The sequence below is a fragment of the Vibrio sp. SALL6 genome, assembly GCF_002002385.1.
Classification (GTDB): Bacteria; Pseudomonadota; Gammaproteobacteria; order Enterobacterales; family Vibrionaceae; genus Vibrio; species Vibrio parahaemolyticus.
In genome coordinates this window covers 19237-45113 of sequence record NZ_MQVK01000006.1, presented here as the reverse complement: position 1 = coordinate 45113, position 25877 = coordinate 19237, and the positions used below count along the sequence as shown (strand labels likewise).

At 46.6% G+C, this 25877-nt stretch carries 24 protein-coding genes; 12 read left to right on the top strand and 12 right to left on the bottom strand.

What is annotated here, in order from left to right; translation table 11 throughout:
• The first annotated feature begins 373 nt into the window (after window positions 1-373).
• From ompW to BIW15_RS02070, 3 genes are all read left to right on the top strand, one after another.
• Complete coding sequence (gene ompW, locus BIW15_RS02080; RefSeq protein ID WP_005460838.1) at window positions 374-1018, top strand: outer membrane protein OmpW; 645 nt, start codon at window positions 374-376, stop codon at window positions 1016-1018.
• 232 nt (window positions 1019-1250) lie between these two features.
• Window positions 1251-2276: an HlyD family secretion protein gene (locus tag BIW15_RS02075; protein ID WP_005460787.1), complete on the top strand. Its 1026-nt coding sequence runs from the start codon at window positions 1251-1253 to the stop codon at window positions 2274-2276.
• The gene (locus tag BIW15_RS02070; RefSeq protein WP_015312771.1) at window positions 2273-3763 is read left to right on the top strand and encodes an MDR family MFS transporter; all 1491 of its coding nucleotides are present in this window, start codon (window positions 2273-2275) and stop codon (window positions 3761-3763) included. The genes BIW15_RS02075 and BIW15_RS02070 overlap by 4 nt, the downstream gene beginning before the upstream one ends.
• A 96-nt stretch (window positions 3764-3859) precedes the next feature.
• Here BIW15_RS02070 and BIW15_RS02065 read toward each other — a convergent pair whose 3' ends face one another.
• The gene (locus BIW15_RS02065; protein ID WP_005460845.1) at window positions 3860-4105 is read right to left on the bottom strand and encodes a Rho-binding antiterminator; all 246 of its coding nucleotides are present in this window, start codon (window positions 4103-4105) and stop codon (window positions 3860-3862) included.
• Window positions 4106-4285: 180 nt separating this feature from the next.
• Here BIW15_RS02065 and BIW15_RS02060 point away from each other — a divergent pair, with 180 nt between their 5' ends.
• The 3 genes from BIW15_RS02060 to ygjK all read left to right on the top strand — a co-directional run bounded on the left by BIW15_RS02060 (window position 4286) and on the right by ygjK (window position 9452).
• Window positions 4286-5422 carry an MBL fold metallo-hydrolase gene (locus tag BIW15_RS02060; RefSeq protein ID WP_029841692.1) on the top strand — a complete coding sequence of 379 codons (1137 nt, stop codon included), beginning with the start codon at window positions 4286-4288 and terminating at the stop codon, window positions 5420-5422.
• Between the two features lie 456 nt (window positions 5423-5878).
• A complete protein-coding gene (locus BIW15_RS02055) occupies window positions 5879-6646 on the top strand; it encodes a hypothetical protein (protein WP_017447041.1) in 768 nt (255 codons plus the stop codon).
• A gap of 115 nt (window positions 6647-6761) precedes the next feature.
• On the top strand, window positions 6762-9452 hold the full coding sequence (gene ygjK, locus BIW15_RS02050; protein ID WP_017447040.1) for an alpha-glucosidase: 2691 nt from the start codon (window positions 6762-6764) through the stop codon (window positions 9450-9452).
• Between the two features lie 132 nt (window positions 9453-9584).
• On the opposite strand, the gene BIW15_RS02045 is transcribed toward ygjK, so the two are convergent.
• From BIW15_RS02045 to BIW15_RS02030, 4 genes are all read right to left on the bottom strand, one after another.
• Window positions 9585-10097, bottom strand: coding sequence for an O-acetyl-ADP-ribose deacetylase (locus BIW15_RS02045; protein ID WP_023623100.1), 513 nt, complete (start codon window positions 10095-10097; stop codon window positions 9585-9587).
• Window positions 10098-10156: 59 nt separating this feature from the next.
• Entirely contained in the window at window positions 10157-10582 is a 426-nt protein-coding gene (locus BIW15_RS02040; RefSeq protein WP_077280481.1) for a VOC family protein, read from the bottom strand.
• Between the two features lie 154 nt (window positions 10583-10736).
• Entirely contained in the window at window positions 10737-11579 is an 843-nt protein-coding gene (locus BIW15_RS02035) for a LysR family transcriptional regulator (protein WP_077280480.1), read from the bottom strand.
• A 151-nt stretch (window positions 11580-11730) separates the two neighbouring features.
• Entirely contained in the window at window positions 11731-13038 is a 1308-nt protein-coding gene (locus BIW15_RS02030) for a DUF1254 domain-containing protein (RefSeq protein ID WP_015312778.1), read from the bottom strand.
• A gap of 141 nt (window positions 13039-13179) precedes the next feature.
• Between BIW15_RS02030 and BIW15_RS02025 the strand changes: the two genes are divergently transcribed.
• Window positions 13180-14094: a LysR family transcriptional regulator gene (locus tag BIW15_RS02025; RefSeq protein ID WP_173670488.1), complete on the top strand. Its 915-nt coding sequence runs from the start codon at window positions 13180-13182 to the stop codon at window positions 14092-14094.
• Between the two features lie 72 nt (window positions 14095-14166).
• Here the strand turns inward: BIW15_RS02025 and BIW15_RS02020 are convergent, their stop codons facing one another.
• From BIW15_RS02020 to BIW15_RS02000, 5 genes are all read right to left on the bottom strand, one after another.
• Window positions 14167-14652, bottom strand: coding sequence for a VOC family protein (locus BIW15_RS02020; RefSeq protein ID WP_017447031.1), 486 nt, complete (start codon window positions 14650-14652; stop codon window positions 14167-14169).
• A gap of 138 nt (window positions 14653-14790) precedes the next feature.
• Window positions 14791-15108 carry a DUF4144 domain-containing protein gene (locus BIW15_RS02015; protein ID WP_005460842.1) on the bottom strand — a complete coding sequence of 106 codons (318 nt, stop codon included), beginning with the start codon at window positions 15106-15108 and terminating at the stop codon, window positions 14791-14793.
• A gap of 96 nt (window positions 15109-15204) precedes the next feature.
• Window positions 15205-15915, bottom strand: coding sequence for an HAD family hydrolase (locus BIW15_RS02010; RefSeq protein ID WP_077280478.1), 711 nt, complete (start codon window positions 15913-15915; stop codon window positions 15205-15207).
• Window positions 15916-15940: 25 nt separating this feature from the next.
• Window positions 15941-16477, bottom strand: coding sequence for a DUF924 family protein (locus BIW15_RS02005; RefSeq protein ID WP_029862091.1), 537 nt, complete (start codon window positions 16475-16477; stop codon window positions 15941-15943).
• 65 nt (window positions 16478-16542) lie between these two features.
• Complete coding sequence (locus tag BIW15_RS02000; protein WP_077280477.1) at window positions 16543-18390, bottom strand: M3 family metallopeptidase; 1848 nt, start codon at window positions 18388-18390, stop codon at window positions 16543-16545.
• 231 nt (window positions 18391-18621) lie between these two features.
• Here BIW15_RS02000 and BIW15_RS01995 point away from each other — a divergent pair, with 231 nt between their 5' ends.
• Entirely contained in the window at window positions 18622-18984 is a 363-nt protein-coding gene (locus BIW15_RS01995) for a hypothetical protein (protein ID WP_025509446.1), read from the top strand.
• A gap of 83 nt (window positions 18985-19067) precedes the next feature.
• Here BIW15_RS01995 and BIW15_RS01990 read toward each other — a convergent pair whose 3' ends face one another.
• Entirely contained in the window at window positions 19068-19241 is a 174-nt protein-coding gene (locus BIW15_RS01990) for a hypothetical protein (RefSeq protein WP_005460772.1), read from the bottom strand.
• Between the two features lie 240 nt (window positions 19242-19481).
• Here BIW15_RS01990 and BIW15_RS01985 point away from each other — a divergent pair, with 240 nt between their 5' ends.
• The 3 genes from BIW15_RS01985 (at window position 19482) to BIW15_RS01975 (ending at window position 23288) form a co-directional block, all read left to right on the top strand.
• The gene (locus BIW15_RS01985) at window positions 19482-20624 is read left to right on the top strand and encodes a sugar diacid recognition domain-containing protein (RefSeq protein ID WP_021821236.1); all 1143 of its coding nucleotides are present in this window, start codon (window positions 19482-19484) and stop codon (window positions 20622-20624) included.
• A 158-nt stretch (window positions 20625-20782) separates the two neighbouring features.
• Window positions 20783-22135 (top strand): GntP family permease, encoded by a 1353-nt coding sequence (locus BIW15_RS01980; protein ID WP_005482895.1) that lies wholly within the window; start codon window positions 20783-20785, stop codon window positions 22133-22135.
• Between the two features lie 16 nt (window positions 22136-22151).
• On the top strand, window positions 22152-23288 hold the full coding sequence (locus BIW15_RS01975; RefSeq protein ID WP_077280475.1) for a glycerate kinase: 1137 nt from the start codon (window positions 22152-22154) through the stop codon (window positions 23286-23288).
• Window positions 23289-23383: 95 nt separating this feature from the next.
• Here BIW15_RS01975 and BIW15_RS01970 read toward each other — a convergent pair whose 3' ends face one another.
• Entirely contained in the window at window positions 23384-24820 is a 1437-nt protein-coding gene (locus BIW15_RS01970) for a PLP-dependent aminotransferase family protein (RefSeq protein ID WP_179115213.1), read from the bottom strand.
• Window positions 24821-24912: 92 nt separating this feature from the next.
• Here BIW15_RS01970 and BIW15_RS01965 point away from each other — a divergent pair, with 92 nt between their 5' ends.
• Window positions 24913-25812 carry a DMT family transporter gene (locus BIW15_RS01965; RefSeq protein WP_077280473.1) on the top strand — a complete coding sequence of 300 codons (900 nt, stop codon included), beginning with the start codon at window positions 24913-24915 and terminating at the stop codon, window positions 25810-25812.
• Window positions 25813-25877 lie beyond the last annotated feature (65 nt).

The window sequence follows — 25877 nt, the reverse complement described above, 5'->3', positions numbered from 1 at the left end:
TTTAAGTGGGTTGTTTTTTGAAAATAGAAGACGTAGAAGAAGAAAAAAGTTTTTGCTGGCTACGAGCCTTAGCGAGAGGATTCGTGTTTTTGAGTAAGCATGGCTTCTCACACGCACAGTTTGCATTACAGGATTGTATCCGATTTGCATAATTTGTTGATCGCTATGGCGTTTCTCTATACAAAAAAACTATATTTTTCACAAATTGATTTCCATCAAAATAGTAGGGTTTCTATGTGCTAGATTGCGCGCAGCTCAAAAAAATATAGATGCCCGTGTGCTTCAAGGCGCTGAGTTTACTTGAAATCTAAGGCCAGTCAGCAGGCACACCTTTGGGTACGACATAACGAAGCCCTACAAAAGGAAATAAAAAATGAAAAAAACAATCTGCAGTCTAGCAGTGGTTGCTGCCCTCGTGTCACCAAGTGTTTTCGCTCATAAACAAGGTGACTTCGTTCTTCGTGTTGGTGCGGCGTCTGTCGTTCCAAATGACAGCAGCGATAAGATTCTTGGTTCTCAAGAAGAATTGAAAGTGGATTCAAATACGCAGCTTGGTTTGACGTTTGGCTACATGTTCACAGACAACATCAGCCTAGAGCTTCTAGCAGCAACACCATTCAGTCACGATATTTCAACAGACTTGTTAGGTCTTGGTGATATCGCGGACACCAAACACCTTCCACCAACGCTTATGGTTCAGTACTACTTTGGCGAGCCACAAAGTAAGTTCCGTCCATACGTTGGTGCAGGTCTCAACTACACCATCTTTTTTGATGAAGGCTTTAACAACAAAGCGAAAAACGTGGGCTTAACTGATCTTAAGCTAGACGATTCATTTGGTTTAGCAGCAAACGTAGGCGTGGACTACATGATCAACGATCAATGGTTCCTTAACGCATCTGCGTGGTATGCAAACATTGAAACAGAAGCAACATACAAATTTGGTGGAGCGAAGCAAAAAACCGACGTCAAAATTAACCCTTGGGTATTTATGATCAGCGGCGGTTACAAGTTCTAAGAAAAGCGGTAGTTACACACATTACACGCGCATTACAATTATTGGCATGACTTTAGGGGCGGTTACGGGGACTGCCCCTTTTTTTATCTGCATTTCCGTGTGTATTAGATTGCACACGATTCAAGCAATAGTTCAAGGTTTAAAACTGGATCTTAACCTTGCAGATCATTTTATTGTTCCAAGATCGAAAAGTCCTACACTGGTCACATAATTGAACAAGTGGACAATATAAATGAGCGGCGACATCGCGAAGCATTCTTCCGCCAGATCTAAGCTGGTAAAAACTCTTTTCTTCACTCTCTGTGTTATCGCATTTGGTGCGATGTATTGGTCTTGGCAGTATTCAGACAGTCACCCAAGCACAGAAGATGCCTATGTTAGGGCAAAAATTTTGTCGGTAGCGCCTCAGGTAAAAGGCCAAGTGGTTTCTGTGGATGTCAAAGACTTCCAATCTGTTAACAAAGGTGACCTACTGCTGAAGATAGATTCACGCCCATATTTGTTGGCAGTGAAGCAAGCAAAAGCGGCATACCAATTGGCGGTCCAGCAACATGACGTAGCCGATAAGCAGGTAACTGAAGCTGTTGCGGGCTTAGATGCGGCGCGCTCTAACCTGACAGAAGCGCAAGTAGAGTACAAACGTACGGATTCTCTAGTGAAACGCAAACTGGCGTCAGACCAAGATTTAGATACGGCGAAAAACAAACTAGCCAATGCTCAAGCGAGCCTAGAGCAAGCGCGCGCGACGGTAGAAAAAGCCATTGCGAACCGTGGTGAAGAAGGCGCAGAGGCTGCGGTTGTTCAACAAGCGGCGGCACAGTTAGCGCAAGCGGAGCTGAACTTGAGTTACACTGACATTACGTCACCAGTGGATGGCATTGCCGGTGAAATCAATACGCACGTAGGCTCGGTCGTTAGCGTGGGTCAAACGCTGTTCCCTGTGATTTTAAAAGACAGCTATTGGGTACGCGCGAATTTTAAAGAAACCGATCTTACTCATATTAAACCTGGCATGCATGCGGATGTGGTGATTGATATGTACCCAGACGTGGTGTGGAAAGCAACGGTAGAGCAGCTGTCGCCTGCGAGTGGTACATCGTTCTCCTTGATGCCACCAGAAAACGCAACGGGTAACTGGGTTAAAATCAAACAACGTTTCCCTGTACGTTTGGCATTAGAAGTACCGGCCGATGCGCCGCAACTTCGCGTGGGTGCGAGCTCAGAAGTCACCATTGATTTGCAAAGTAGCGTGCAATGAACCATCAAATTACGGCAGACAAACGGGGGATTGCCACCGTCGCCGTGATGCTTTCTGCCATCATGGTGTTAATCGATATGACCGTTGCGAACGTGTCGCTATCGCACATGATGGGCGCGTTGGGCGCAACGGCAGACCAAATTACTTGGGTGCTGACGGGTTACAGCATGGCGGAAGCGATCTTCATTCCGATGACCAGTTTCTGGGTGTCGCGCTTTGGTGAACGCAAAGTCATGCTGGTTGCTGTGATCGGTTTTGTGATTGCCAGTGCGCTTTGTGGGCAAGCACAGTCTCTTGAAGAGATGGTGCTATTTCGCATTATTCAAGGCGCTTTCGGCGCGTCGGTGATTCCATTGGCGCAGTCGACGTTAGTGCAGATTTATCCGTACGAACAAAAAGGCAAAGCGATGGCGATTTTCTCCATCGGCATTTTGCTTGGTCCTATTTTGGGCCCAGTCGTGGGCGGAGTTATCACCGACAACATCAATTGGCGCTGGATTTTTTACATCAACTTGCCATTCGGTTTGATTTGTACCTCTTTGATTTATCGCTATATCCACATCGACAACAAATCCAAACCTAACTTTGACTGGTGGATCATCGGTTACATGGCGTTAGGTGTGGGCGCGTTGCAGTTTGTGTTGGATAAAGGTAACGAAGAAGACTGGCTCAACTCACGCATGATCCAGACCGCGATATTACTCGCTGTCATGGGGTCGGTGATGTGGATTTATCGCAGCTGGAAAACCAAAAGCCCAATAGCGCCATTATGGCTGCTTAAAGACCGAAATCTTATGGTCTCGTCGTTGATGATTGCCGTGGTGTCGATGGCGATGTTTGGCCTGACGACTCAACAACCGATGCTGTTGGAAAGCTTGCTGGATTATCCGGTCTCAACCACTGGCTTATTAATGGCACCACGTGGGTTGGCGTCAGCGGCGATGTTGATTTTGGTGATTAAGCTCAATCCGCAATTCGATCCCAGAATCAAAATAGTCTTTGGCTTGAGCTGCATCGGGATTGGTAGTTATTTGATGACGCAATACTCACTGCAGATCGATACATTTTGGATTGTGATGCCGAGTATGATTCAGGGCATGGGGCTTGGTTTAACCTTCTCGACTCTGTCCACCTTGGCGTATTTAACGATTCCGAAAGAGCAATCTGTCGCGGCGGCAAGTATTTACAATCTGTTCCGTACGATTGGTAGTTCGTTTGGTATCTCTATCGCCACCACGTTCCAATATCGTGATAGTCAGCAGCAATGGCATGCGCTGGGAGAGGGTATTAATCCTTATAATCCTAACTTGCATTACTGGGCGGCCAATCAGGGGCTTTCCATTACCGACCCGGTTGCGTTAGACCAATACCAGCAGATGTTGCAGCAGCAATCGCAAATGGTCGCGTTTGTGCACACCTTCCAGCTTGTGGGAGTGATGTTCGTGATCATGATGCCGATGCTGGTTTTCATCCGGTCGCGTGAATAACAACAAGTTCCGGTGAACCGTGTAAGAGAACGCCTCTCAAGTTGTGTCAGCTTGAGAGGCGTTTTTTATTGGACGGTGTCAGTGAAAGAAGGACGTTTACTCAAACGTCACTTCGTCAAAATGCGGATTGGCTTTGAGCGCGCGCATTGCGACTAATTGTTCAGTCGGGAAGGCGGTGTGCTCACCATCCATATCTAAAAACAAGCACTCTTGTCGCTGCATGTCGTAGCCTGTGTCGAACGCGTTGCCCTGATGAGTTTCACCATTTTTTAGTGTGATCTCGATAGGGAGCTTAAACATACAGGCGATTTCAATAAAATCGTATTGGCTGCAAGTCACCATAGTTTTCTCCTTTCAAACCGACGCAGTATTCAGAAGGTTTGAGAACCGTATCCTTAAATAGAAGACGTTTGATTGAAACTGAATCTTCATCTTACACCTCATTTTGGTCACGAAATAGACATACACGCACGTTTTAATAAACCTACTGTTGAGCGTTCGCAAGCGAGACAAAACTACGATATGTCTGAGACGATACTTAAGCGCACATACCTAACGAGTGAACAAAAGACACAAAAGCCAAGTTCACTGATTCCGCCTCAAACCTACCATGCGCAGTTGGCGCACCGTATTCACTACTCGCCTCAATTTGAAAACGGCCGCGTTAAAAACGAGATGCCAAATGTCCCTAGTCCGCAATCATTCTGGCAGGTGTGTTGGAGTTATCTTGGTGGTAGAACGCCGTTGAGTCCTAACGAACATCTGCCACATTCCCCAATTCAACCTACGCAGTTTGCGCAGCGAAGTGAATCGATGCGCCTTACTTGGCTGGGCCATTCCACTATGCTGGTGGAGGTCGATGGCATTCGAATTCTGACCGATCCGGTATTTGATTACGCTTCTCCGTTCATCGCAAAAGCGTGGTTTGAACGCAATATTCCCAATACCCATGCCAGAGATTGTTTGCCGATTCCTGAAATCATCGTGATTTCGCACGATCATTACGACCATTTAGAAGCATCGACCATACGTTTCTACGCCGATAAACCCGTGACGTTTTATGTACCCTTAGGGGTTGGCAAGCATCTGATAAAGTGGGGCGTTTGCGCAGACAACATCGTGGAATTCGATTGGTGGGATAGCGTGCACTATGCTGGAATCGAATTGATTTGTACGCCTGCTAACCATAATTCGGGTCGTACTTATTTCGATAAAAACGCGACCCTGTGGGCTTCTTGGGTCATCAAAGGCAAAGAAGAGACGCTCTATTTTAGTGGTGATTCAGCTTACGATTCGCACTTTTCCGAGATCGCACAGCGATGTGGACCAATCGACATTGCCTGTTTGGAAGTGGCTGCCGATGTGAAAGGCCAAGGTTATCCGGTCGAAAACTGGGGGCACATGCAGGCTCATCATACCGTGCAAGCGTTTCACGATTTAAATGCGAAAAAACTGTTGCCAGTACATTGGGCTACATACGAGCTGTTTACTCACCGTTGGGACGAACCGATTTCAGATTTGCTTGCCCATTGTCAAAAAGAACATATAACGCTGCTGACGCCAATGCCGGGGGAGAGTTTTTACGTTCATCAAGAACATATAAATAAACAGTGGTGGCGAGAAAAAGAAATATGTGAGCCAGCTAGAATTTTGACTTAATAATATGATCTTACTTCAATAATTATTTTAGAAATTAACTTTGTTATTTTCAGAATATAACAAGGTTTTTACTGGTCATTGAAATTAAAAATTTCCATAGATTCACTTTCCAATTGTGATCTCACGCTTTTATAAATCGATTGGTGTCATTTTTTGATACTTTTCATCTGAAAATTTGCGCTCTTATCAGAAAAGTTTTAGTAAAAATCTTTGCCATCTTAATTTTACTCTTCAAAACAATTATACTGACTATTATCTTGATAAGCCCATAGAGCAATGGCTATAACTTGTTCTTGATGGGTAAAATGTATCCAGTTAAAGAAAAGTAAAAAAATCTAATGGATAAGACATGTTTTACGCCAACAAGATAGAATATTGAGACCAAAATCACAAGAGTAGGACTCTCTTGAATTTATCATCATGGATGCTGAATAAATAAAATACAGGCATTGTTAGATGAATAATTCTGCAACGTATTTACTTGCTGCTTTACGAGAAAAAATAAAAGAAAAAGGCATTGGATATTCCGAGCTTTCTATTGGACTTGGAATCCCGCTTTCTACCATAAAAAGGCAGCTTCACAATACGTCTCTTGGTTTAGATAAAATCTTGTTGTACGCCACGCACCTTGATACGGATTTGGTTGAGTTATCCATGCGAGGTAAGCAGCTGCAGCAAGAGAGTGAACAGTTTATCACCGACACCAACAGTGAGATTTTCCATCAATATCCTCACTTATTTGATTTTCTTTATCTTTTGCGTCGACCTGAGTGGTCTTTAGAAGAGATCGCACGGAGATACCAGCTGAGTGATACTTCCGTTGCGCTCTATTTACGCGCGCTAGAAATGATGGATTACATTGAACTGAAAGGGGATAAACACTATCAATTTAAAGATACAGGCCGCTTTATTTTTGAAGAAGGTTCAAATTTAGACACGCTATTTGCACAGCGCTTTCGTGAAGAAGTGTTTAGCCACGATATTCGGCCTCCAATTTGTGTTGGACGCATTGCGATTACCGAAGAACAAGAAGAAAAACTGGCAAATGAAGTGTACAACAAATTAATTGAGTTTGATGTTCAAAATAAAACCAGTGAAAACAGTCAACGACTAAAAAATGTTTTACTCACTTTTACGCCTGGTAATCAGATATTTTTGGCTGACACAATTCCGAATATTAATGGCGATTTATTAAAAGCCATCACTGTCGCTAAAGAAAAATAAAAGAATAATTATTGGAAGCTCGTGCTGATTTAGTGCGAGCCGGGCTTCTACACACTAAAAACACTCATTTATATAAATGAGAATATAAAAATAACGTAAATAATAGGGAAAAAGTATGTTTAAAAAGAGCACACTTGCCATTCTGATCGGGGCTACTATTTCGCTTGTTGGATGTGGTTCCAATGATAAAACTGAAATCCGTTTGCCACAGGCGCCAACTTCAGAATTTACTAACGTGATTGATCGTACTGGTAATCCAACTTACCTGCGTGATTACGACAGTTATTCGAACCTGAAGTACAACGCACTCACGGACAACGGCGCGTGGCATGGCCATTTGCTACCTGAAGATGCGGCGGGTTATGGCGCTTTCGGCGGTATTATGCAAGTGACGCAAGAGTATGCGCATTTTATGTCTGGCCAAACGTTCGACAAGCTCACGTTGACCGACAAAGTGAGTGGCCAAACTTACGATTTATCGAACGCAGAAGCGAAAGTCTATTCTATTCCAGGTGCGTTAGTGCAGGTGTTGGACTTGGGCGATATTCACGTGCAAATGGTGCTGCGCTTCGTGACTGACCGTTCTTCGCTGGTGGAAACGCTCATCACTAACAAAACTGATCGTGATATGAACTTGGCGTTGGAGTGGGACGGCGAGTTGGTGAAATACGCGCTGTCGACGCGCAAAGACCAAACCGTGGCGCAGTACTACCCAGATTACAAGCGCCAGATTTCGACCATTGAGAACGGCATTAAAATTAACTTTAGCGAGATGAAAGGCAACTGGGCGATCCGTAATGACCGCGATGCCGAGTTCCGCATTACTCGTTCTCTACCGACGAAGACGTTCACCAACGAAACCTCATTCAGTTCTACCGCGGAGATGAGCCTACCAGCTGAGCAAACATCGGCGGTTTATACGGCGTATTCTAACCTGCACAATGCGAAAGAAGTGCAGTCAGAATCGTTGAAATTGCAAGATGTGTTGGCGAATCCAACTCAATACATGGAAGCGTCGAAAGCGCGTTGGGACGGCTATTTAGCGAATGGCCTTATCAACAAAGAAGCGACAGCAGACCAAGCTCGCGTAGCGGTAAAAGCGATGGAGACCCTAAACGGTAACTGGCGCTCTGCGGCGGGCGACATTGAACAAGCGACAGTCACGCCATCGGTCACTGCGCGTTGGTTCTCTGGTAACTTAACGTGGCCGTGGGATTCGTGGAAACAAGCGTACGCGATGGCGCATTTCAACCCAGATGTTGCGATGGACAACATTCGCACGGTATTCCAAGAGCAAGTTCAAGCTGATGACAAGATTCGTCCGCAAGACAAAGGCTACTTGCTGGATGTATTGACGTACACCAAACCTGTTAGTCGTGGTGGTGCTGGCTCTGAAAACTGGAACGAACGCAATACGAAACCATCGTTGGCGGCATGGTCTGTGATGGAGGTGTATCACGCTCTCGTGAACCAGTTTGATCGCCCAGAAGACGCGCAAAAATTCATTGATGAAATGTATCCGAAGTTGGTGGCATACCATGATTGGTGGCTATCCAACCGCGACCACAACCAAAATGGTGTGCCTGAATACGGCGCGGCAGTGGACCCAGCACACAACACGGAAGAAGGCGTGATGTACGTTTGGGTAGAAACGCGTGATCCTAACTTCACGACCATTATTCCTGCAGAAGACATCATCGAGCAAAACGGCAATTCTTATAAAGTAAAAGGCATGGCGTCTTACAATAAGATTCTCGATGAAGTGGATTACATGACGATTCACGTCGGCGCACAAGAAGCGGCGGGCTGGGAATCGGGCATGGATAACGCGGCTCGTTTTGGCTTTATCTACAACATCCACAATATGAATTCGCAAGCTGAAGACATCAGCAATCCAGACAGAAATGTGGATCAACTTGGTCGCTACGCGGCAAGTGCGTACGGCTTTGATAACAGCATCAAGCTGGAAGGCGAAGAGTGGGTGTACAGTAATACGTCAGCGGAAAACTTAGCGAAACTCGATCTTGCGAAGAAAGATTGGGAAGTTCGTTTTGCAGAAAACCGCACCAACAATAACGCAGCGGACGGCGAGCTGCTTGGCTTCTCTATGCTGCAAGAATCGGTGGATCAAGCCTCTTACATGTACTCAGACAACAAATACTTAGCGGAAATGGCGAAGTTGGTGTCCGATGGCGTAGAAGGTAAAGACCGCGCGCAAGAATTCCTGAACGGTGCCGAGAAAATCAAAACGTACATTAACCAATGTATGTTTGATGAAAGCACAGGATTCTTCTACGACATTCACTTAAATGTGGCTGAAGATGGCACTACTCCTGCGCCTCTTGCAAATGGCTGTGCGGGTTTGCCGATTGTAGAGCGTGGACGTGGCCCTGAGGGTTGGTCGCCGCTGTTTAATGGTGCAGCAACGCAAGAGCATGCCGATAAAGTGATCGCGGTGATGCGTGATCAAGACGAGTTCAACACGCCAGATAAATTCCAAGGAACGGGAGTGCCTTTGCCGACCGCATCGCAAACCAACCCTGCTTACGGTAAAGATGTGTACTGGCGTGGTCGCGTGTGGCTAGACCAAGTGTACTTTGGCTTCCGTGCAATGGAAAACTACGGCTACAAAGAAGAAGCGATTGCAATGGCGAATGAACTGTTTAACAACGCAGAAGGTATGACGGGTGACATGCCAATCCGTGAAAACTACAACCCAGAGACGGGCGCGGTACAAGGTGCGTCGAACTTCTCTTGGTCTGCGGCGCATTTGTACATGATGTACAACGGATTCTTCAAAAACTAGATCGCACATATTAGGCGCTTTGGATGACCCCCTAGCATGCGTAGCGCTTAACGAACGATAATTCATTGATAAATAAGATAAACCGGACTGTATTGGCAGTCCGGTTTTTTTATGTCTCTTGTCACACAGATTTTAGTGCTGGGTCAGGGCGCGTTGCCAAATCGAAAGCATCTCTTCACTAAACAAGTAAAAGCGCATGTCGAGTGCCGCGTATTCCGGTCTTTGGCAAACGGCCATCGCGACTTCTGCTGCTTCTTGAGGTGGGTAACCATACACTCCGCAAGAAATCGCAGGCAGTGCCACACTTTGGCAATGGTTGGCGAGCGCGAGATCCAGCGAACGTTGATATGCAGATTCCAACACCGCTTTTGGATCGGCGAATTTATCGTAAATCGGGCCAACGGCATGAATGACGTAACGCGCGTTTAAATTGCCAGCCTCAGTAATGCGTGCATCACCAAATGGGCAGCGAATACCGTCAACATCATCAACGGCATAACACGCATTGATAAGCGCAGGCCCTGCTGCGCGATGAATGGCACCATCGACGCCACCTCCGCCGAGCATTCTCGGGTTTGCTGCATTCACGATGGCATCGACATGTGCGGTGGTGATGTCGCCTTGGACTAACGAGATCGCGTTCATTTTTTTGAGCCTTCTACAATGGTGAGAAACAAATGGTCAGTAACACAGTTAAGTGTAGCTTACTCATCAATCACTTGAGGTTTTAACTCGACGACATTTCCTTCCGGATCATGAATATAGAGTGAGCGACCGAACCCCTGTGCGCCGTAGCGCTTCGCAAACTCTTCGGTTTCAATGCCGTTCGAACGCAGATATTCCAGTATTTCATTTTCGCAAAAAGGCGCTAGTTGCACGCAAAAATGGTCAATATTACGACCATTTTGAACTGGTGGCTTTCCGCCAAGTTGCCCTAACTCGCTGTCCACCGTCACCACATCAATCAATGCGTTACCAGCCCTAAGCTGGGTTAAACCAAGCTCCATTACTTCGCGCTCGACTGGGCAACCCAAAATATCTCGATAGAAATGCAACATGGCGTCGAGGTTGCACGTTCTTAACACGACATGATCAAGGGCTTGGATTGCGATTGGGTTGTTGGTGGGCATGCTTCACTCCTTTTGTGCGGTTATGGAAAAGTATACGACCTGAACGTCCATATTGATCGTTAAGTCATTTTTAACATATGCACATTTGGTCATAAAGAGTGCGTTTAAGAAGAGAGAAAGAGTTTTTGGCGAAACGCCTTGATGTGCGACCGCGTCAGGCGTTTAGGCCTGTAGCAAATTGGTCACGCGCCCAAGCTCGCAAACGTTGATGGGAAGTACTCGATTCATCTCGTTTATGGAAAATCAGTTTATAGCTGACCGGCTCGGAAAACATTGGAGTTTGAATGACTTGCAGATTCAAAGCATCTTGCCATTTCTGCGCCAAAGACAGGGGAAGCACGCCTAAGCAATCGTGTTTCGCCACATAAAGCATCATGCCAGAGAGCGATGTTGTCATCATTTCCACATCACGCTCTTGTAGCCCTGGCTGGTGAATTTCGATGTTGCTAACGGGGAAGTCTTCGTCTCCGACAAATCGACAGTGCTTTTCAGAATAAAACTGTTCTTGTTCGATTTTTCCTGCGATACGTGGGTGATCTTGACGACAAATCACCACCATTGGCTCTTCAAAAACTGATTCACTGATAAATGATGGGTCATGAATGGTCGTTGGGCTAATAATCAAATCGATCTGTTTAAGTCGGAGATCATTCAATAACGAAGGTAAATCCGTATCGGCGCAAATGCTGATCGTGTTGGTTGGTGTTATGCGGTAGATCAGCGCTTCGTTACAGCTCAGGCGGAAAGTGCTTTGATCGGAAATGGCATCATTGATCATCGCAAACGCCTGATGAAATTTAGGTAGCAACTGATGCGCTACAGAAGTGAGTTTGATTTGTCGCCCATCCTTCACAAATAACGATTTGTTGGTTTCTTTTTCCAAACGCTTCATGGATGCGCTAATCGCTGGCTGAGTTAGCCCTAGGTGCTCTGCGGCGCGAGAGTAAGATTGATATTCAGCAACAATTAAAAAGGTTTGGATTAGATTAAAATCCATACGATACCTAAATAAAAATAATCACTAGATTGAGTGGGTGGCTCTTTGATTTTTGGGCTAGATGTTCGCCCTAGATACCCACCTTGAAATAAGCCCCCTTAACGCACTTACGAGCTAAGGAGGCGACAGAGCAGTGGTTCGTTAAAACGAATTATTTAACTACTTTGATTTCAGGCATTTGATACTCACCACTTTGGATTGCATCGTCTGCGCCGTAGAAACGCATGATGGCGTAGAACGGTTTTTCAGGTACTGGCAAGAAGTTTGGATCGTCTGCACGGCCTTTCTCGTTCGCACTCATGTAAATGGTGTAGTAACCGTCTTTGTCCGCTTTCATGGTTCGGTCGCCACGACTGTGACGGTTTAGGTCATTTTTCGCCATCAAACGGTTGTCGTTGCCGTAAATAGTAACAGACCAGAATTCGCTGACGTTCGGCGCCTTAAAGCGCATCACGTAATCATGCTTCGAACCATCCAGTTTTTGACCAGTGCTGTCGAAATCTGATTTACGGTAAGACGCTTCGATAGGTGGTAAGCCCCACTGACCAAGGTAAGTACCTTCTGCAAAAATATCGCGTGGCGCATCGCCCAAGGTATCGCGTGTACCAAGCAACGTACGAGCATCTGTCATTTTAGGTGCAAGTTCGACGAGGTGTTCCATGCCTTTCTTCTCACCAACTTTTGCCAGTTTTAGCTGCTCAGGTGTGAAGTCAGTTTTGCATGGTTCAACGCCGATAGATTGGTATTTGTCCAACCACTGTTTGTCCGCATTGCCCATCGAGCCATCACATAGCACGAAGTTCACGCGTTCAAGCCATGTTGAATTTTTTGGATCTGGATACGTTCTTTGTACTGGTTTTGGACCGTTCTTACCTAAATATTCCGATAGGGTACGAATGTTCCATTGGTCCATGTAGTTAAGCGCGACTTTTGCATCTTCGTCATTCACTGCCATGATGCGACCCATCAGCTTCACAAGGTTACTGTCTACGCGAACCACTTCGTCGACAGAAGCTGGCACTTCACCTTGCCAATCTTGTGCTGCAAACATGAACTGGCCGCCTTTTGTGCCACGAGTACGAGAACTGAACGCTGCGTTGGTGTAGTGGCCCATGTCCATTGTGTGCAAGATCCAGTAACGGCCTTCATCCATATCAGGCACGCTTACAATGACAGGTTCTGCAGCAACATCTAACCAGCCCATAAGGTGAAGCGTATCGTTATTAATGGTTGGGTGAGCGGTGTAAGAGTCATCAGCTAGAGCACGAATATTCTGAAAGCGGTTGAGTGGATAGTTGTTTTCTACCGCCGTGTGATAGAAAAACTTGTACGCTTCATCAATCGAGTAGCCGTAGATATAAGCATCTTCTGCAAGATCAACATTGGTGTTAGCCGCAAATACAGGGCTGGCTCCTAGCGCTGATAATCCCAATAGAGTAACGAGTAATTTTTGTTTCATGGCTGGTTTCATCCATTTGGTTGTGAGGATATGTTTCCAGCTAAGCTTAGTCGTTAACCCGTTTATTACAGAAATGAATTGTGAGTATTTAGTCTATATCAAAAGTGATATACTTTGAGAAAAGCTAAAGAGATAATGTTGATGAACTTTGATTACAATTTGCTCAAGGTGCTTGCAGTGATTCTTGAAACACGTAACACCACAACGGCTGCAGAGCGTTTGTGCACCAGCCAGCCTGCTGTGAGCCGAAGCTTGCGTAAAATTCGGGATTTGTTTAACGACGACATTTTAGTGCGTAAGGGCACCAATATGGAGCTCACGCCGAAAGCCGAAGAGATCAAAGCGCAGCTTTCTGGGATCATCAACGACATCGACAAGCTGGTGAATGTTTCTCATAGTTTTGATCCCGCGACCGAGAGCAGTGTGCTGCGTGTTGCGATCAACTCGTCCATTGCGCAATGGTTTTCTGCCGCGTTTACTCAGCTGCTAGCCAAAGAAGCGCCGTTTATGAACTTGGTGATCGAAGACTGGACGGAAACCACGCCAGACAAAATTGATGCGGGTGAAATCGCTTTTGGCATCAACTATTTCCCTATGGAATTGCCGAAGCATCTGGTTCAGAAAAAAGGCGGGCGGGACGACTTTGCTCTGGCCTGCCGCGCGATGCATCCGCATGGTGGCAAACGCATGTATTTGGATGACATTTCAGAGTACGCGTACGCGGTTCACATCATCCAACATTGGAATGAAAAAGAAGATCACATCTCGCGCTTATTACAGCCTTTTTCAGTTGTCCCAAGAATTCAACTGCGTACCACGCACATCAACACTATTTTGAATTTGGTTGCGGATAGCGATGTGCTGTTTCCTTGTTCGCGTCACTTGATCAATCAGTTAGATAAGCGTTTTTCTTTTATCGAATTTGATGACGCGCTGCCGAAATTAGAGGGTAACTTCGGTTACGTTTACAGCGTAAAGCGCCGTAATGATCCGTTGATATTGTGGGTTAACAATACCGTTGAATCGTTGATGAAGTCGTTAGGCATTGAGTCGTAACAATGGTTGGTGAAACGGTTTGAACAACCGGGTTCAATAACGCACTGATCCCGGTTGTGTTGCTTGATGCAATTACTCGTATTCAGAAGCGTAAGTTTCTTCATAAGTGTGCGAGTAAAGCTCGAACAGGTTGCCGAATGGGTCTTCTAGATAGACCATTTTCGCAGGCTTGTTATCGTCTTCTGGGTGGTAACGCATGATGTCCATACGCACTTTGCCCCCCAACGCTTCAGTGCGCTTGATTGCACCTTCAAAGTCGTCCGTCTGCAAACAGAAATGGAAGATACCGATGCGAGAAAAATCCACTTCATGGCGCGCTTGACGCTCTTTCATTTCAAATAACTCAAGTCCGATGCCATCACTTGTCACTAGATGCGCAATGTTGAAGCCTTTAAAGCCCTCACCAAAGACCGCAATACACATTCTGCCAATTGCGGTTTCACGTTCTTCAATCACTTTCGTGTTGCCCATAACGACTTTTAGACCAAGCGCTTGCGTGTAAAACTCAACCGCTTTATCCATATCTCCGACCATAATACCGACATGATTCATTTTCATTTGTTTGCTCCCAACATGTGTGCTTAAACGTTGTTTTGTTTCGATGTGGGAGAGTATATGGTGCGGTTTTAATTACATTAAATTATCATAAATTATAAAAATAATAATTTTATGTAATTGGTGTGGGCAAAGCTCGAGTTAATTGGCTAATGCCTCAACAGCTTGCTGTACCGAGGTGAAGTGAATTTTGATGATGCACCTTTGTGCGAGACTAAACTCATGCGACTGGATGAGTGACGTAACTTCCTCGACGGACAGAGTGCGTTCTTCCGGTTGTAAAACGGTGGTGTTCGAATCGTTGTATTGCAACCCGAACGTGTTGCCATTTGAGTCAATTACGTAATCATCTGGCCCCCAAATGAGCGCTTCGCATTCGGAATCAAGATCGGCATGAGAACGCAAATAGATAAGTTCATCGTCGCCATCGAGTTTCAATAAACATGGCCATGTAACCATGGGGCCTCCAGTGTAGTGGCTAAAATTGTTTCAATGTCTGAAAGGGCAAGGTGAGCGCTGGCATTCAAGGTGTTGACCTTAAACCGCAGTCAAAAATTACGTGTGTTGAGCAATAATCGAAAACAGCTCGTCAACCGTTCTTGCCACGTAATCTGGTTGCACGCTCCAATGCTCTGGCATCGCGCCGCTGTACGCTGCTGCAACGGCAATCACCTTACTTTGGCCACCCAACTGATGTTCGATGTTGCGTGCGAATTGTGTGTCGGCTTCATGGTCACCGATGTACATCAGCTGTCGATTTTCTGCGTGACCAAAAATCGACTCAACGCATTTGATGCCACTGTACGCATCGGGCTTTTGATGCCCGTTCGAGACGTCATCATACCCGACGATGGATTTAAACGGCGCGCTGATGCCGTTGTCGGACAGCACTCGATGAATATTGCTTTGTGAGTTTTGAGAGCAAATGCCGTGAGGCAGCTGCGCAAACTCTTTAATGACGCCATCAATGCCTTCAAACAGGGTTACTGGTGTTTGGTTTTTCTCTTGATGCTCTGCCCATAAACCACCAGCTTTTAGCATTTCATTATGGGACATGCCGTAGTAATCCACGTAGAGCTCTTGCCAGTTTTTCGCTGCGTGGTTTGCGTAGTGATAGTTGGCTTCTGAATGGAGATATTTCGGTAAATTATCGCCAGTTAAATGCGGGGCTACGATGGATAAGATCGCTTTGGTGATGTCGATGTTTTTCGGTACAGAGTTTACGAGTGTCCCATCGTAATCCCACAATATGGCGTCTAATTTCATTCAACGTTCTCGTTGTTATTGATGGTTAAAAGCTGGAACCGGGTTGCTGCAAAAATGCTAACTCTTCAGATGTGCTTTCTCTACCCAAGATGGCGTTGCGATGTGGGTAACGTCCAAATTGGTCGATGATGGCTTTGTGTTTTAGCTCAAAATCGTAGTTATTTTCAAGCCCTGATGCGCGAAACAATTTCTCAGCTTCGACATGAATACGTCGAGATTCGCTGTGCATAAACGGCATGTACAAAAAGCTTAGCTGCTCAGGCGCTAATTCTTGATCGTGTCCTAACCGAATTGCTTCTTGAGCCAATGCTAATGCGAGCGGGTCTTGAGCAAATGCTTTTGGGGTGTTGCGATACACATTACGTGAAAACTGGTCGAGGGCGATGATTTCGGCCAATCGTCCTTGTGCGCTGTCACGCCAATTAAACAGTTCACAACGAGCTGCTTGTTCTAGTACCGAGGTAAATCGTGACGCAATATGTTTGTCCAGTTCTGGGTTGTTTTCAAACCAGTTTTGAGGCGTTAGCTCTTCGAACCAGAACTTGATGATTTGTTGATGCATGGCGCTTCCTTTTGTTGTGCCTTAATAGTAAAAAGCCAGAAGCGTGGCTTCTGGCTCTTGGCGTGTTATCGACCGTAAGTCTCTACGATGTAACGTTCAAAATCGTCACACATTTGTTCGTCAGATATGACGTTGCTTGCCAGTTCTTTACTGCCGTCGACGACTTTAATCGTCGCGTTCAATGAAGCGACTGGTGCTCGTTCTCGCGTCGCAAGTGAGTCGATTTTCTTCTGCTGCACTTCCCACGCCTGTTCTGGGGATAGGTTACACACGTCTGCAAGGTACTTGGCGTTAAAGCCTTCACCAGTCAGGCTGACAATGGTTTCGTTGTGCGACAAGTGATTGCCTGCGTGCCAGTAGTGTTTTGCCAGCAGTGGGCCAATTTCTGGGTTATCCGTCAGATAGCCAAACTTCTCAAGGAAGTATGCGCGGGTCTGATACACCGCCATGTGCGCGAGTAGATAACCTTGATACGCGCAAGCCGCTTCGTCGGATAGCAAATGCGGAATCGCCATCAGTGGGCGAGGGCTGCATTCCAAACCAAGGATCTGTTTTTCACAATCGCGAGCCAGCTTAGTGATACGCTCTGGCGTTAACTCATCATCGCTCAGTTGATATAACGCGCGCTCAAAGTAAGGCACAACCAAGATGCTACGTTCTTCATAAGCTTTGAATGGCTGACGACTGTTGATCATCGCTTGAATTGTCTCATCAGGAACCGAATTCCCTTCATCATCCAGTGCGTACTGTTTTAGCCAATCGGCATCGGTTAACAGGCTGTCACAGAACATCGACTGAGTTTCTGCATAAGCCATCGACGTCGGCGCAAACTCCTGAGAAAAACAAGGCGCGTTCATTTTTACATTCGCAAAGTGTGCTGCGTGGCCACCTTCGTGGAACAGCGTGTTTATGCCATCGTAGCCGCTGCCCACTTGGTCTGGTTTGGCATTGCTGGTGAAGTTCACCTGTGCTGCGACCCATTCGCCTTGATTGTAGAAAGAAGGGATCGGGCCGTGGCAGAACCCGTTCGGGTACTTACCTTTGCGGTCTAACAAATCCAGCGTTAGCGTCGCGCCAGAGTAATCAATATTCAGACGACCAAACGATTCTACCCAGCGTCTCAGAGACTTAGAGAACGGCACGTATGGGTCAAGGTCACGCATGACGTCACCCGCGAACGAGTAAACAAAGTTGAAGCCAGTGAGTGCGCTTGCGCCTTTCTCTTTCGCCAAGTTTTCTAAGCTGTTTAGGTGCGCATCTCGCGTGCGTTGTTCGAAATCTTCCAAAATCTCGAATAGCTGCTCAGAGCTCATCTTTTCCGTTTTTTGCACGGAGTAATCAAAGAAGGTCGCATAACCCAGTGAGCGAGCGAACTGGTTGCGCAGTTTGATCAGTTCTATAAAGCCGTTTTGCAGTAGCCATTGTTCAAGGTTCAGCAACGCTTGATGAGCCGATTGGCGAACTTCTTCATGATTGCTGGTGCGAATGGTTGAGCTCAATACTGGCAGTGAACCTTCTACTTGCTTGCCGTTTTCATCGGTAAACGTTTGTACGTGGTTCTGTTTTTTCTCGAATAGCTCAGCTTCAAAGGCAATGAGCTGATTTTTCAACGCTTGTGCCTTTTCGCCCTCGATTGCGTGAGATTCAAACATCGCCAGCCAACCAGAAAGACCCGTAATGGTTTGCTGTTTCTCTTGTGGGTCGGTAATTGAGTCCGCGGCTTCAAGCTGTTGTTTGATGGCAGTAATTTGCTCGGCGTTGCTCAAAAAGCTTGTCCACGCCGTTTGTGCTTGCGTCGAGCCATCATGGTCATCGCTGATCCCCATGTAAGTTTCCCAAAAGAAATTTTCTTTGGTGCGGTGAATCGCGAGGTAACGTTGATTGAGGTCGTTGAGATAATCCGTTGCGGTCATTTTGATCCTTCAAATGGTTTCGTTATGTAGACAGTTGATTATTGCACGCTTGGCCGCGAGAAAGGAGCGACAATCTCATTTGTCGATTTTGCATCGCGTAAACGTGATTTTACTATTTGTTTACATTTTAAATGGTTAGTAGGTTATTTGTTGTGGAGCACCTTACGTTTGGGCGCTGATGGTATACAATTTATAAAATTTCTTGTTGCAGTCGTACAAAGCGGAAACGAAATGATAAATAAAGCAAAAGTAACGTTGCTGACGCTAGGAGTGGTTTTAGCGGGATGTTCGTCAGTGACGGCTCCTAAAAAGGATGCCATTGAGAGTATTCAGCAAAAATGTGCGGTCATTCTGAGTAGCGATGTTTCTGATGATCACCGTTGGCAGGTGTATAACGAGCTGATGCAAGAATATGCGGTACATGCCATTAAAACTCAGGCTCAACTTGACCGTTTTGAAGCGTTTGTTATGCGAGTGCAAAGTGATGATTCAGGTCAGCTGATTACTGAGCTGATTGAAGTCACTGACTGGGGATGCTCAAACGGCAATTATCTTGAAGAGATGGATATGTTCATTCAAGAGGTTCAAAAGTAAAAAACCGAGCGTTAAGTCGCTCGGTTTTTTGTTTTTATAGCACTCTTTTTTGTAGACTCTAGTGCGCTGGCTCGTCGGGACGTTTACTCTTCTGGGTACTCGCCCATACCCTCAGTTTTGCCTTCTGCTTTCCAGTGCTCATTGGCATCATAAGCTTCATCGCATAAGTCCACGGTGTAGCCCATTTCAGTAATTTCCTTCAAAGTGAGGTTGTCAGCAATTTTGGCAATTTCGCCCGCTTTATTACGCAATTCCATCGTGTTTCCTCCGTTATCGCTCACTTGCAGCAACGTGACTACAACGCCTAGTAACAAGGCATCGAAGTCTCTTTGCTTTAAGTATATATCCCTCTGTTCAAAATGACGGATTAAACCCTTTTTTATGTGTGGTTAAGGCATAATGATTTGAGCTACGCCTGCAATTTGCATCGACAGCATCGCGATAGCACGCTATTTGTGATTTATTGAGTGATTCATTTATAAGTTTGGAAAATCGAAATGGTGATTCTCGACCACTCCTTAGCACAGCAAATTGTTGATCGAACCATGTCCATCATTGGTCACAATGTGAATGTGATGAACTCAGCAGGCATCATTATTGGCAGTGGCGATCCCAAACGCGTTGGGCAAGTGCATGATGGCGCGGTATTGGCGTTGAATCACGGCGATTCGCTAGAGCTGAATGAGCAGCAATGTTTGACGTTGCAGGGTGTCAAACCCGGAATCAATATGCTGTTGAAATTGCATGGCGACGTGATCGGTATTGTTGGTGTGACAGGTGAGCCGGAGAAAATCCGAGATTTCGCCAAACTGGTCAAAATGACCGCTGAATTGACAATCGAGCAAGCTGCGCTGGTGGAAAAATTTCAGTGGGACAGACGTCATCGCGAAGAGTTTATTCTGGCTTGGATCAATGGCAAATTGACCGATGAAGAGCTGAAAGATTGGGCGATGCGTCTTTCTATCGATGTTACTCAACCACGGGTGGCAACGGTGATTGAAGTCTCGACGCCGTCCGCCTCAAAAAGCATGAAGAGTGTGCGCAATATTGTTGAGCTGCTTGAATACCCAGAGCGTAACAACCTAGTTGCGATTGTCTCAGTGAATGAAATTGTGGTGCTGAAACCGTGTCATTCCGCCAAGCAGTGGGATAGCCAAATCGAAAGTGAACGCATTGATAAGTTGATGTCGCGTTTAAGCGATCACGATTCACATACGTTTCACATTGCGCTAGGGCAGCTGTTTAATGAACCTAAAGATGTCGCGTTGTCATACCAAAGCGCGAAGCAAGTATTAGCCATTGGCAAGCAGTTCTACCCAGAGAAACGTAAGTACCTGTTCGATGAACTTCGTTTGCCTGTGCTGTTAGCGCCGTTGGCGGATATTTGGCAAGGTGAACAAATAATTGATGGCGTGAAACGGTTGAAAGAGAAAGACAAATCTGGGCAATTACTGAAAACCCTAGATGCATTGTTTGAATGCAATGGCAATGTAACGGAATGCTCTAAAATGCTGTTTATTCACCGGAACACTCTGCGTTATCGGTTAGAAAAAATCACCGAGATAACAGGGCTGCCAACCACCAATTTTGTGGGGTTAGCGGAGCTTTATATTGCGACTCGGCTCTCAAAAATGGCGTGATATTGTGCATTTGCACAATACGCATCATTTTTTGACCACATCATTTGTCACTCCGCCTAAAGGAATTTGAAAGCAAACGATTAATAATTCATGCGTCCCTACATGTTGAGTGAGCCAACACGGACTCGCTCAGCAAAATAAGAATAAATGGAGTTATCATGAACCTTATATTAATCCTGCTCGGGGTGATCGCATTTATTGTGCTCACGACCACCAAATTCAAATTACATCCCTTTTTAGCGCTGATCATCGCGGCGTTCCTTGCGGCATTTGCTTACGGCTTACCGGCAGATAGTATTGCCAAAACCATTGCTTCTGGCTTTGGCGGCATCCTTGGTTACATTGGCTTGGTTATCGTTTTAGGTACCATCATCGGTGTTATTTTGGAGAAAAGTGGTGCGGCGATCACCATGGCCGATACGGTTATTAAAGTGTTGGGTGAGCGTTTCCCAACATTGACTATGAGCATCATCGGTTACATCGTTTCTGTTCCGGTATTTTGTGATTCAGGCTTTGTCATTCTGAACTCGCTCAAAGAATCACTCGCGAAGCGTTTAAAAACCTCAAGCGTTGCGATGAGTGTGGCGTTGGCTACTGGCCTATACGCGACGCACACGTTTGTGCCGCCAACTCCTGGCCCGATTGCCGCTGCGGGTAACTTAGGCCTGGAATCTAACCTTGGTTTAGTGATTGGTGTGGGTGTGTTTGTTGCAGCGGTTGCGGCGCTAGCAGGTATGTTGTGGGCGAACCGATTCCAACATGTAGAACCAGATGGCATTGAAGCCGCAGATGAAATTCAGCATGACTGGCAAGCACTCAAAGCGTCTTACGGCAAATTGCCAACGGCGAGCCAAGCATTCGCTCCTATTTTTGTTCCAATCTTATTGATCTGTTTTGGCTCTATCGCGAAATTCCCAAGCCTACCGCTGGGCGAAGGTTTTGTGTTTGATGTTCTGACTTTCTTAGGACAGCCACTAACTGCATTGGTGATTGGCCTGTTCCTTTCTGTTCGCCTACTCAAGTCAGACAACAAGATTGAAGAATTTGGCGAGCGAATCAGCCAAGGTATTACGGCTGCTGCGCCTATTCTTTTGATTACCGGTGCGGGTGGTGCATTTGGCGCGGTATTAAAAGCAACGCCGCTAGGTGAATACTTGGGTACGACGTTATCGGCGCTGGGCGTGGGTATTTTCATGCCATTTATCGTTGCGGCTGCGCTAAAATCGGCGCAAGGTTCGTCAACGGTTGCGCTGGTGACCACATCAGCTTTGGTTGCGCCTATGCTTACGCAATTGGGGCTAGATTCAGAAATGGGCCGCGTATTAACGGTGATGGCGATCGGTGCAGGTGCGATGACGGTTTCTCATGCAAACGACAGCTTCTTCTGGGTAGTTTCGCAGTTTAGCCGCATGTCGGTGGGCTTAGCGTACCGCGCGCAAACCATGGCTACGCTCGTTCAAGGTGTCACGGCAATGGCATTGGTGTACATTTTGAGTCTCGTTCTCTTATAAGTCTCTGGAAATACGTATGAAAGTGGTAATTGCACCTGATTCATTTAAAGAAAGCTTAACCGCCAAACAAGTGAGCGAGGCGATCAAAACGGGTCTTGCTCGCGTATGGCATGATGCCGAGTTTGTTACAGTTCCGGTCGCAGACGGTGGCGAAGGCACGGTTCAATCTTTGATAGATGCAACTCAAGGCAAACAAGTCTTCACAACAGTGACTGCGCCATTAGGGAATGATGTTGAAGCGTTTTATGGCATCCTCGGCGACGGCGAAACTGCGGTTATTGAAATGGCGGAGGCCAGTGGGCTACACCTTGTGCCGAGTGACGCTCGCGACCCAAAACTGACCAGCAGCATTGGTACCGGACAGTTGATCAAACACGCGCTAGACAGAGGTATTCAACGCTTAATCATTGGTTTGGGCGGCAGCGCTACCAATGATGGTGGCGTGGGTATGTTGACCGCGTTGGGGGTGGCGTTTCTTGATGAATCTGGCCATGCAATTACCCCAAATGGAAGCGGGTTAGCGGCGCTTGCGTCCATCGATATTTCTGGTCTTGACCCTCGTTTAGCAACTTGCGAAGTGTTGGTAGCGTGCGATGTTGATAACCCACTCTGTGGTGACAAAGGCGCGTCGGCTATCTTTGGCCCGCAAAAGGGAGCGACGGCGTCAGACGTCACTCTGCTCGATAACGCATTGCGCAAGTTTGGCGAGTTGACGGAACAAGCGACGGGTAAGCATGTACTGACTCGTGAAGGGGCGGGTGCTGCTGGTGGTATGGGAGCGGCCTTGCTCGGGTACACGCCAGCACGTTTGCAACCGGGAATTCAGATTGTGCTAGAAACGGTCAAGCTTGCTCAGCATGTTGCGGATGCGGATATCGTATTCACAGGCGAGGGTCGCATCGATCATCAAACCGCACATGGCAAAACGCCGATGGGCGTTGCTAAGGTGGCAAAGCAGTTTGATTTACCAGTCATTGCATTAGCAGGCTGTGTGGGCGACAACTATCAGGCGGTTTATGAGTGCGGTATTGATGCGGTGTTTACTTGTGTACCAAGGGCGATGAGCTTATCTGAGGCCATGAAAGAGGCCGACGTCAACGTTGCCAATTTAGCCGAAAACGTCGCGAGAATGTGGCAAATTAAGTCGCACTGAGGGCGATAACGATACGAGAAAACTCCACCTTGCGTGGAGTTTTTTGTTGTTACCTGTTTGCGTGTGTGGGCATAAGTTCATTTAGCAAGAGCGAGTTAACAGGCATGCTTTGCTATCAACTTTGCCAGTGTTTGCATCGCGTGACTCCAATCGGTTTCATGACAAAAGTTTGCCACGCTGATGCGCACGCAATGTCGATATTGCTCTTGAGTGCCAAATACGGTGCCGGGAAGTAGGCTGATTCTGTGCTTATTGCACGCTTGATACAACGCATAACTGTCCGTGTCTTCGGGCAGTCGCAACCAAAGCAAGAACGAGCCTTGCACGGCGTTGATCTGATATCGATTTTTTAGAGATTCGTATTCATCCAAGCATTGATGAAGCATCTGGATAAATCGACGCATGTTGTTTTGATAAACCCGACCCATTCGCGCTGTATGCGTTCGATACTTGCCTGACGTTAGAAACGTTGCCACAGCTGACTGCATCAGGTTCAAACTGCCCATGTTCTCACACAGTAGATATTGCTCAATTTGGTCTCGATATCGGCCCGCCAACATCCAACCAATTCTCAAACGCGAATCGAGTGTTTTGGATAACGAATTCACGTAAATCACGCGTTGCTTGTCATCGAGCAAGCTCAAGCTTGGCAACGGCTTATCATAACTTAACCCGCCAAACACATCGTCTTCGATAATAGGAATATTGCCGGACGCCAATAGTAATTGTTGACGCTTTTCTAGCGGCATCATAGCACCAGTAGGGTTGGTGAAGTTTGGTGTTACGATGATCGCTTTTATGTCCCATGTCGCCATTGTTTTTGCTAAGGCTTCGGGGCACATACCGTCTCGTGGGCAACTCGGGATCTCCACCACTTTGAGGCCGAGTGATTCGAGCATCAATAAGTTGCCAAAATAACAAGGAGACTCCACCGCGACGATATCGCCTTTTTGTGTCGTTGCGCGCAGCGCTAGGCTTATTGCTTGTTGCGCGCCGTGCGTCACCATGATTTCATCCAACTTGGCTGGCGTGCCCAAATCTTGCGTGATTTTCGCCAGTTGTTTAATTAAGAGGTGATCACCGGGTGGCAACTGGTAATGGCTCGGTACATGCGTTTGCTGGCGGCTGTGACGGCCAATCTCGGCGTACAAGCTTTTGATCGCGGGGGAATCAATGTTTGGGTGGGCAGAGCCAGCGGGCAAACGCTCTTGGTATTCAGGGTACGTGAGGATTTCTTTACAGATCGAGAGCAAATCCACGCGAGTCGGATCCGGAATTGAGCGAGAGGTCGGCAAGGCGATTTTCACTCGATAACCCGATTTGGGAACCGAGTACACCAAGTTTTGCGCTTCCAGCTCTTGATATGCACGAATCACGGTATTTTTGCTGACGTTTAACTCTTGGCTCAATGAGCGAATGGAGGGCAGTCGATCATCCGCTTGATAAACGCCACCATTGATGGCTTGTTTGAGGTGTTTTTCCACCACGAGGTACTTATTCCCTTCACCGCTTCCCAATAAATCTGTACCCATAAAAACACTTCCATCTGTCACTTTTTGAAAACACTGTACCTAATTACATTAGCAGCATCTCAAAACATAAAACAAGCGTGAGTGAGGCGAACATGTTAATCCGAGCCATCCCTTTTGTATTTGTCATCCTTTGGGCTTCTGGATTTGTTGGTGCGCGTTTTGGTTTGCAATATGCTGAACCAGCGACACTACTTTCTATCCGTATGGCATTCAATGTCTTACTGTTTTTGGTTCTTGTGGCGGTATTGCGTAGAAGGTTGCCGACAGGGAAAGATTTTTGGCACAGCTGCGTAGTCGGGGTGATGATCCACGGTTTCTATCTGGGCGGTACTTATTTCGCTATCGCTTTGGGTATGCCAGCGGGGTTGAGTTCGTTGCTGGTGGGCATTCAGCCGATTTTAACCGCGGCTTTGCTGGTGGCGTTTGTTCGTGAGGAATTTAAACCCTCGCAATGGCTGGGTTTGGCTCTTGGTTTTGTCGGTATCGCTATGGTGTTGATGGGCAAAATGGAGTGGCAATCCGAGCAGCACAAAGTGTTGGCCATTGGTTTGTGTTTATTGGCTTTGGTTGGTATCACGCTAGGGACGCTGTATCAGAAAAAACATTGCCAACAAGTGGATATGGTTGGTGGTGCGACAGTGCAATATTTGGCCGCACTCATCATGTTTCTGCCTGTTGCGATGCAGTTTGAAACCATGCAAGTGCAGTGGGAACTGGAGTTTATTTTGACCGTGTTGTGGTTGGTCGTCGTGCTCTCTTGTGTGGCGATTCTATTGTTGCTGTACATGGTGAGAAATGGGGCGTCTTCGAGTGTGGCGTCTGTGTTTTACCTAGTGCCGCCAACGACGGCGATTCAAGCTTGGCTCGCGTTTGGAGAGTCGTTTGATTGGATGGGCATTTCTGGCTTTGTCCTAGCGGCTACGGCGGTGTATTTGGTGGTTAAAAAACCAGATCTGACGATAAAAAAGGCTATCAAAACGGAATATACCTAAATTAGGTAGGGACATTCACGTGCCAGTGAGTACAATTCTGCCTCATCTTAATCCGTGGAGCAGAG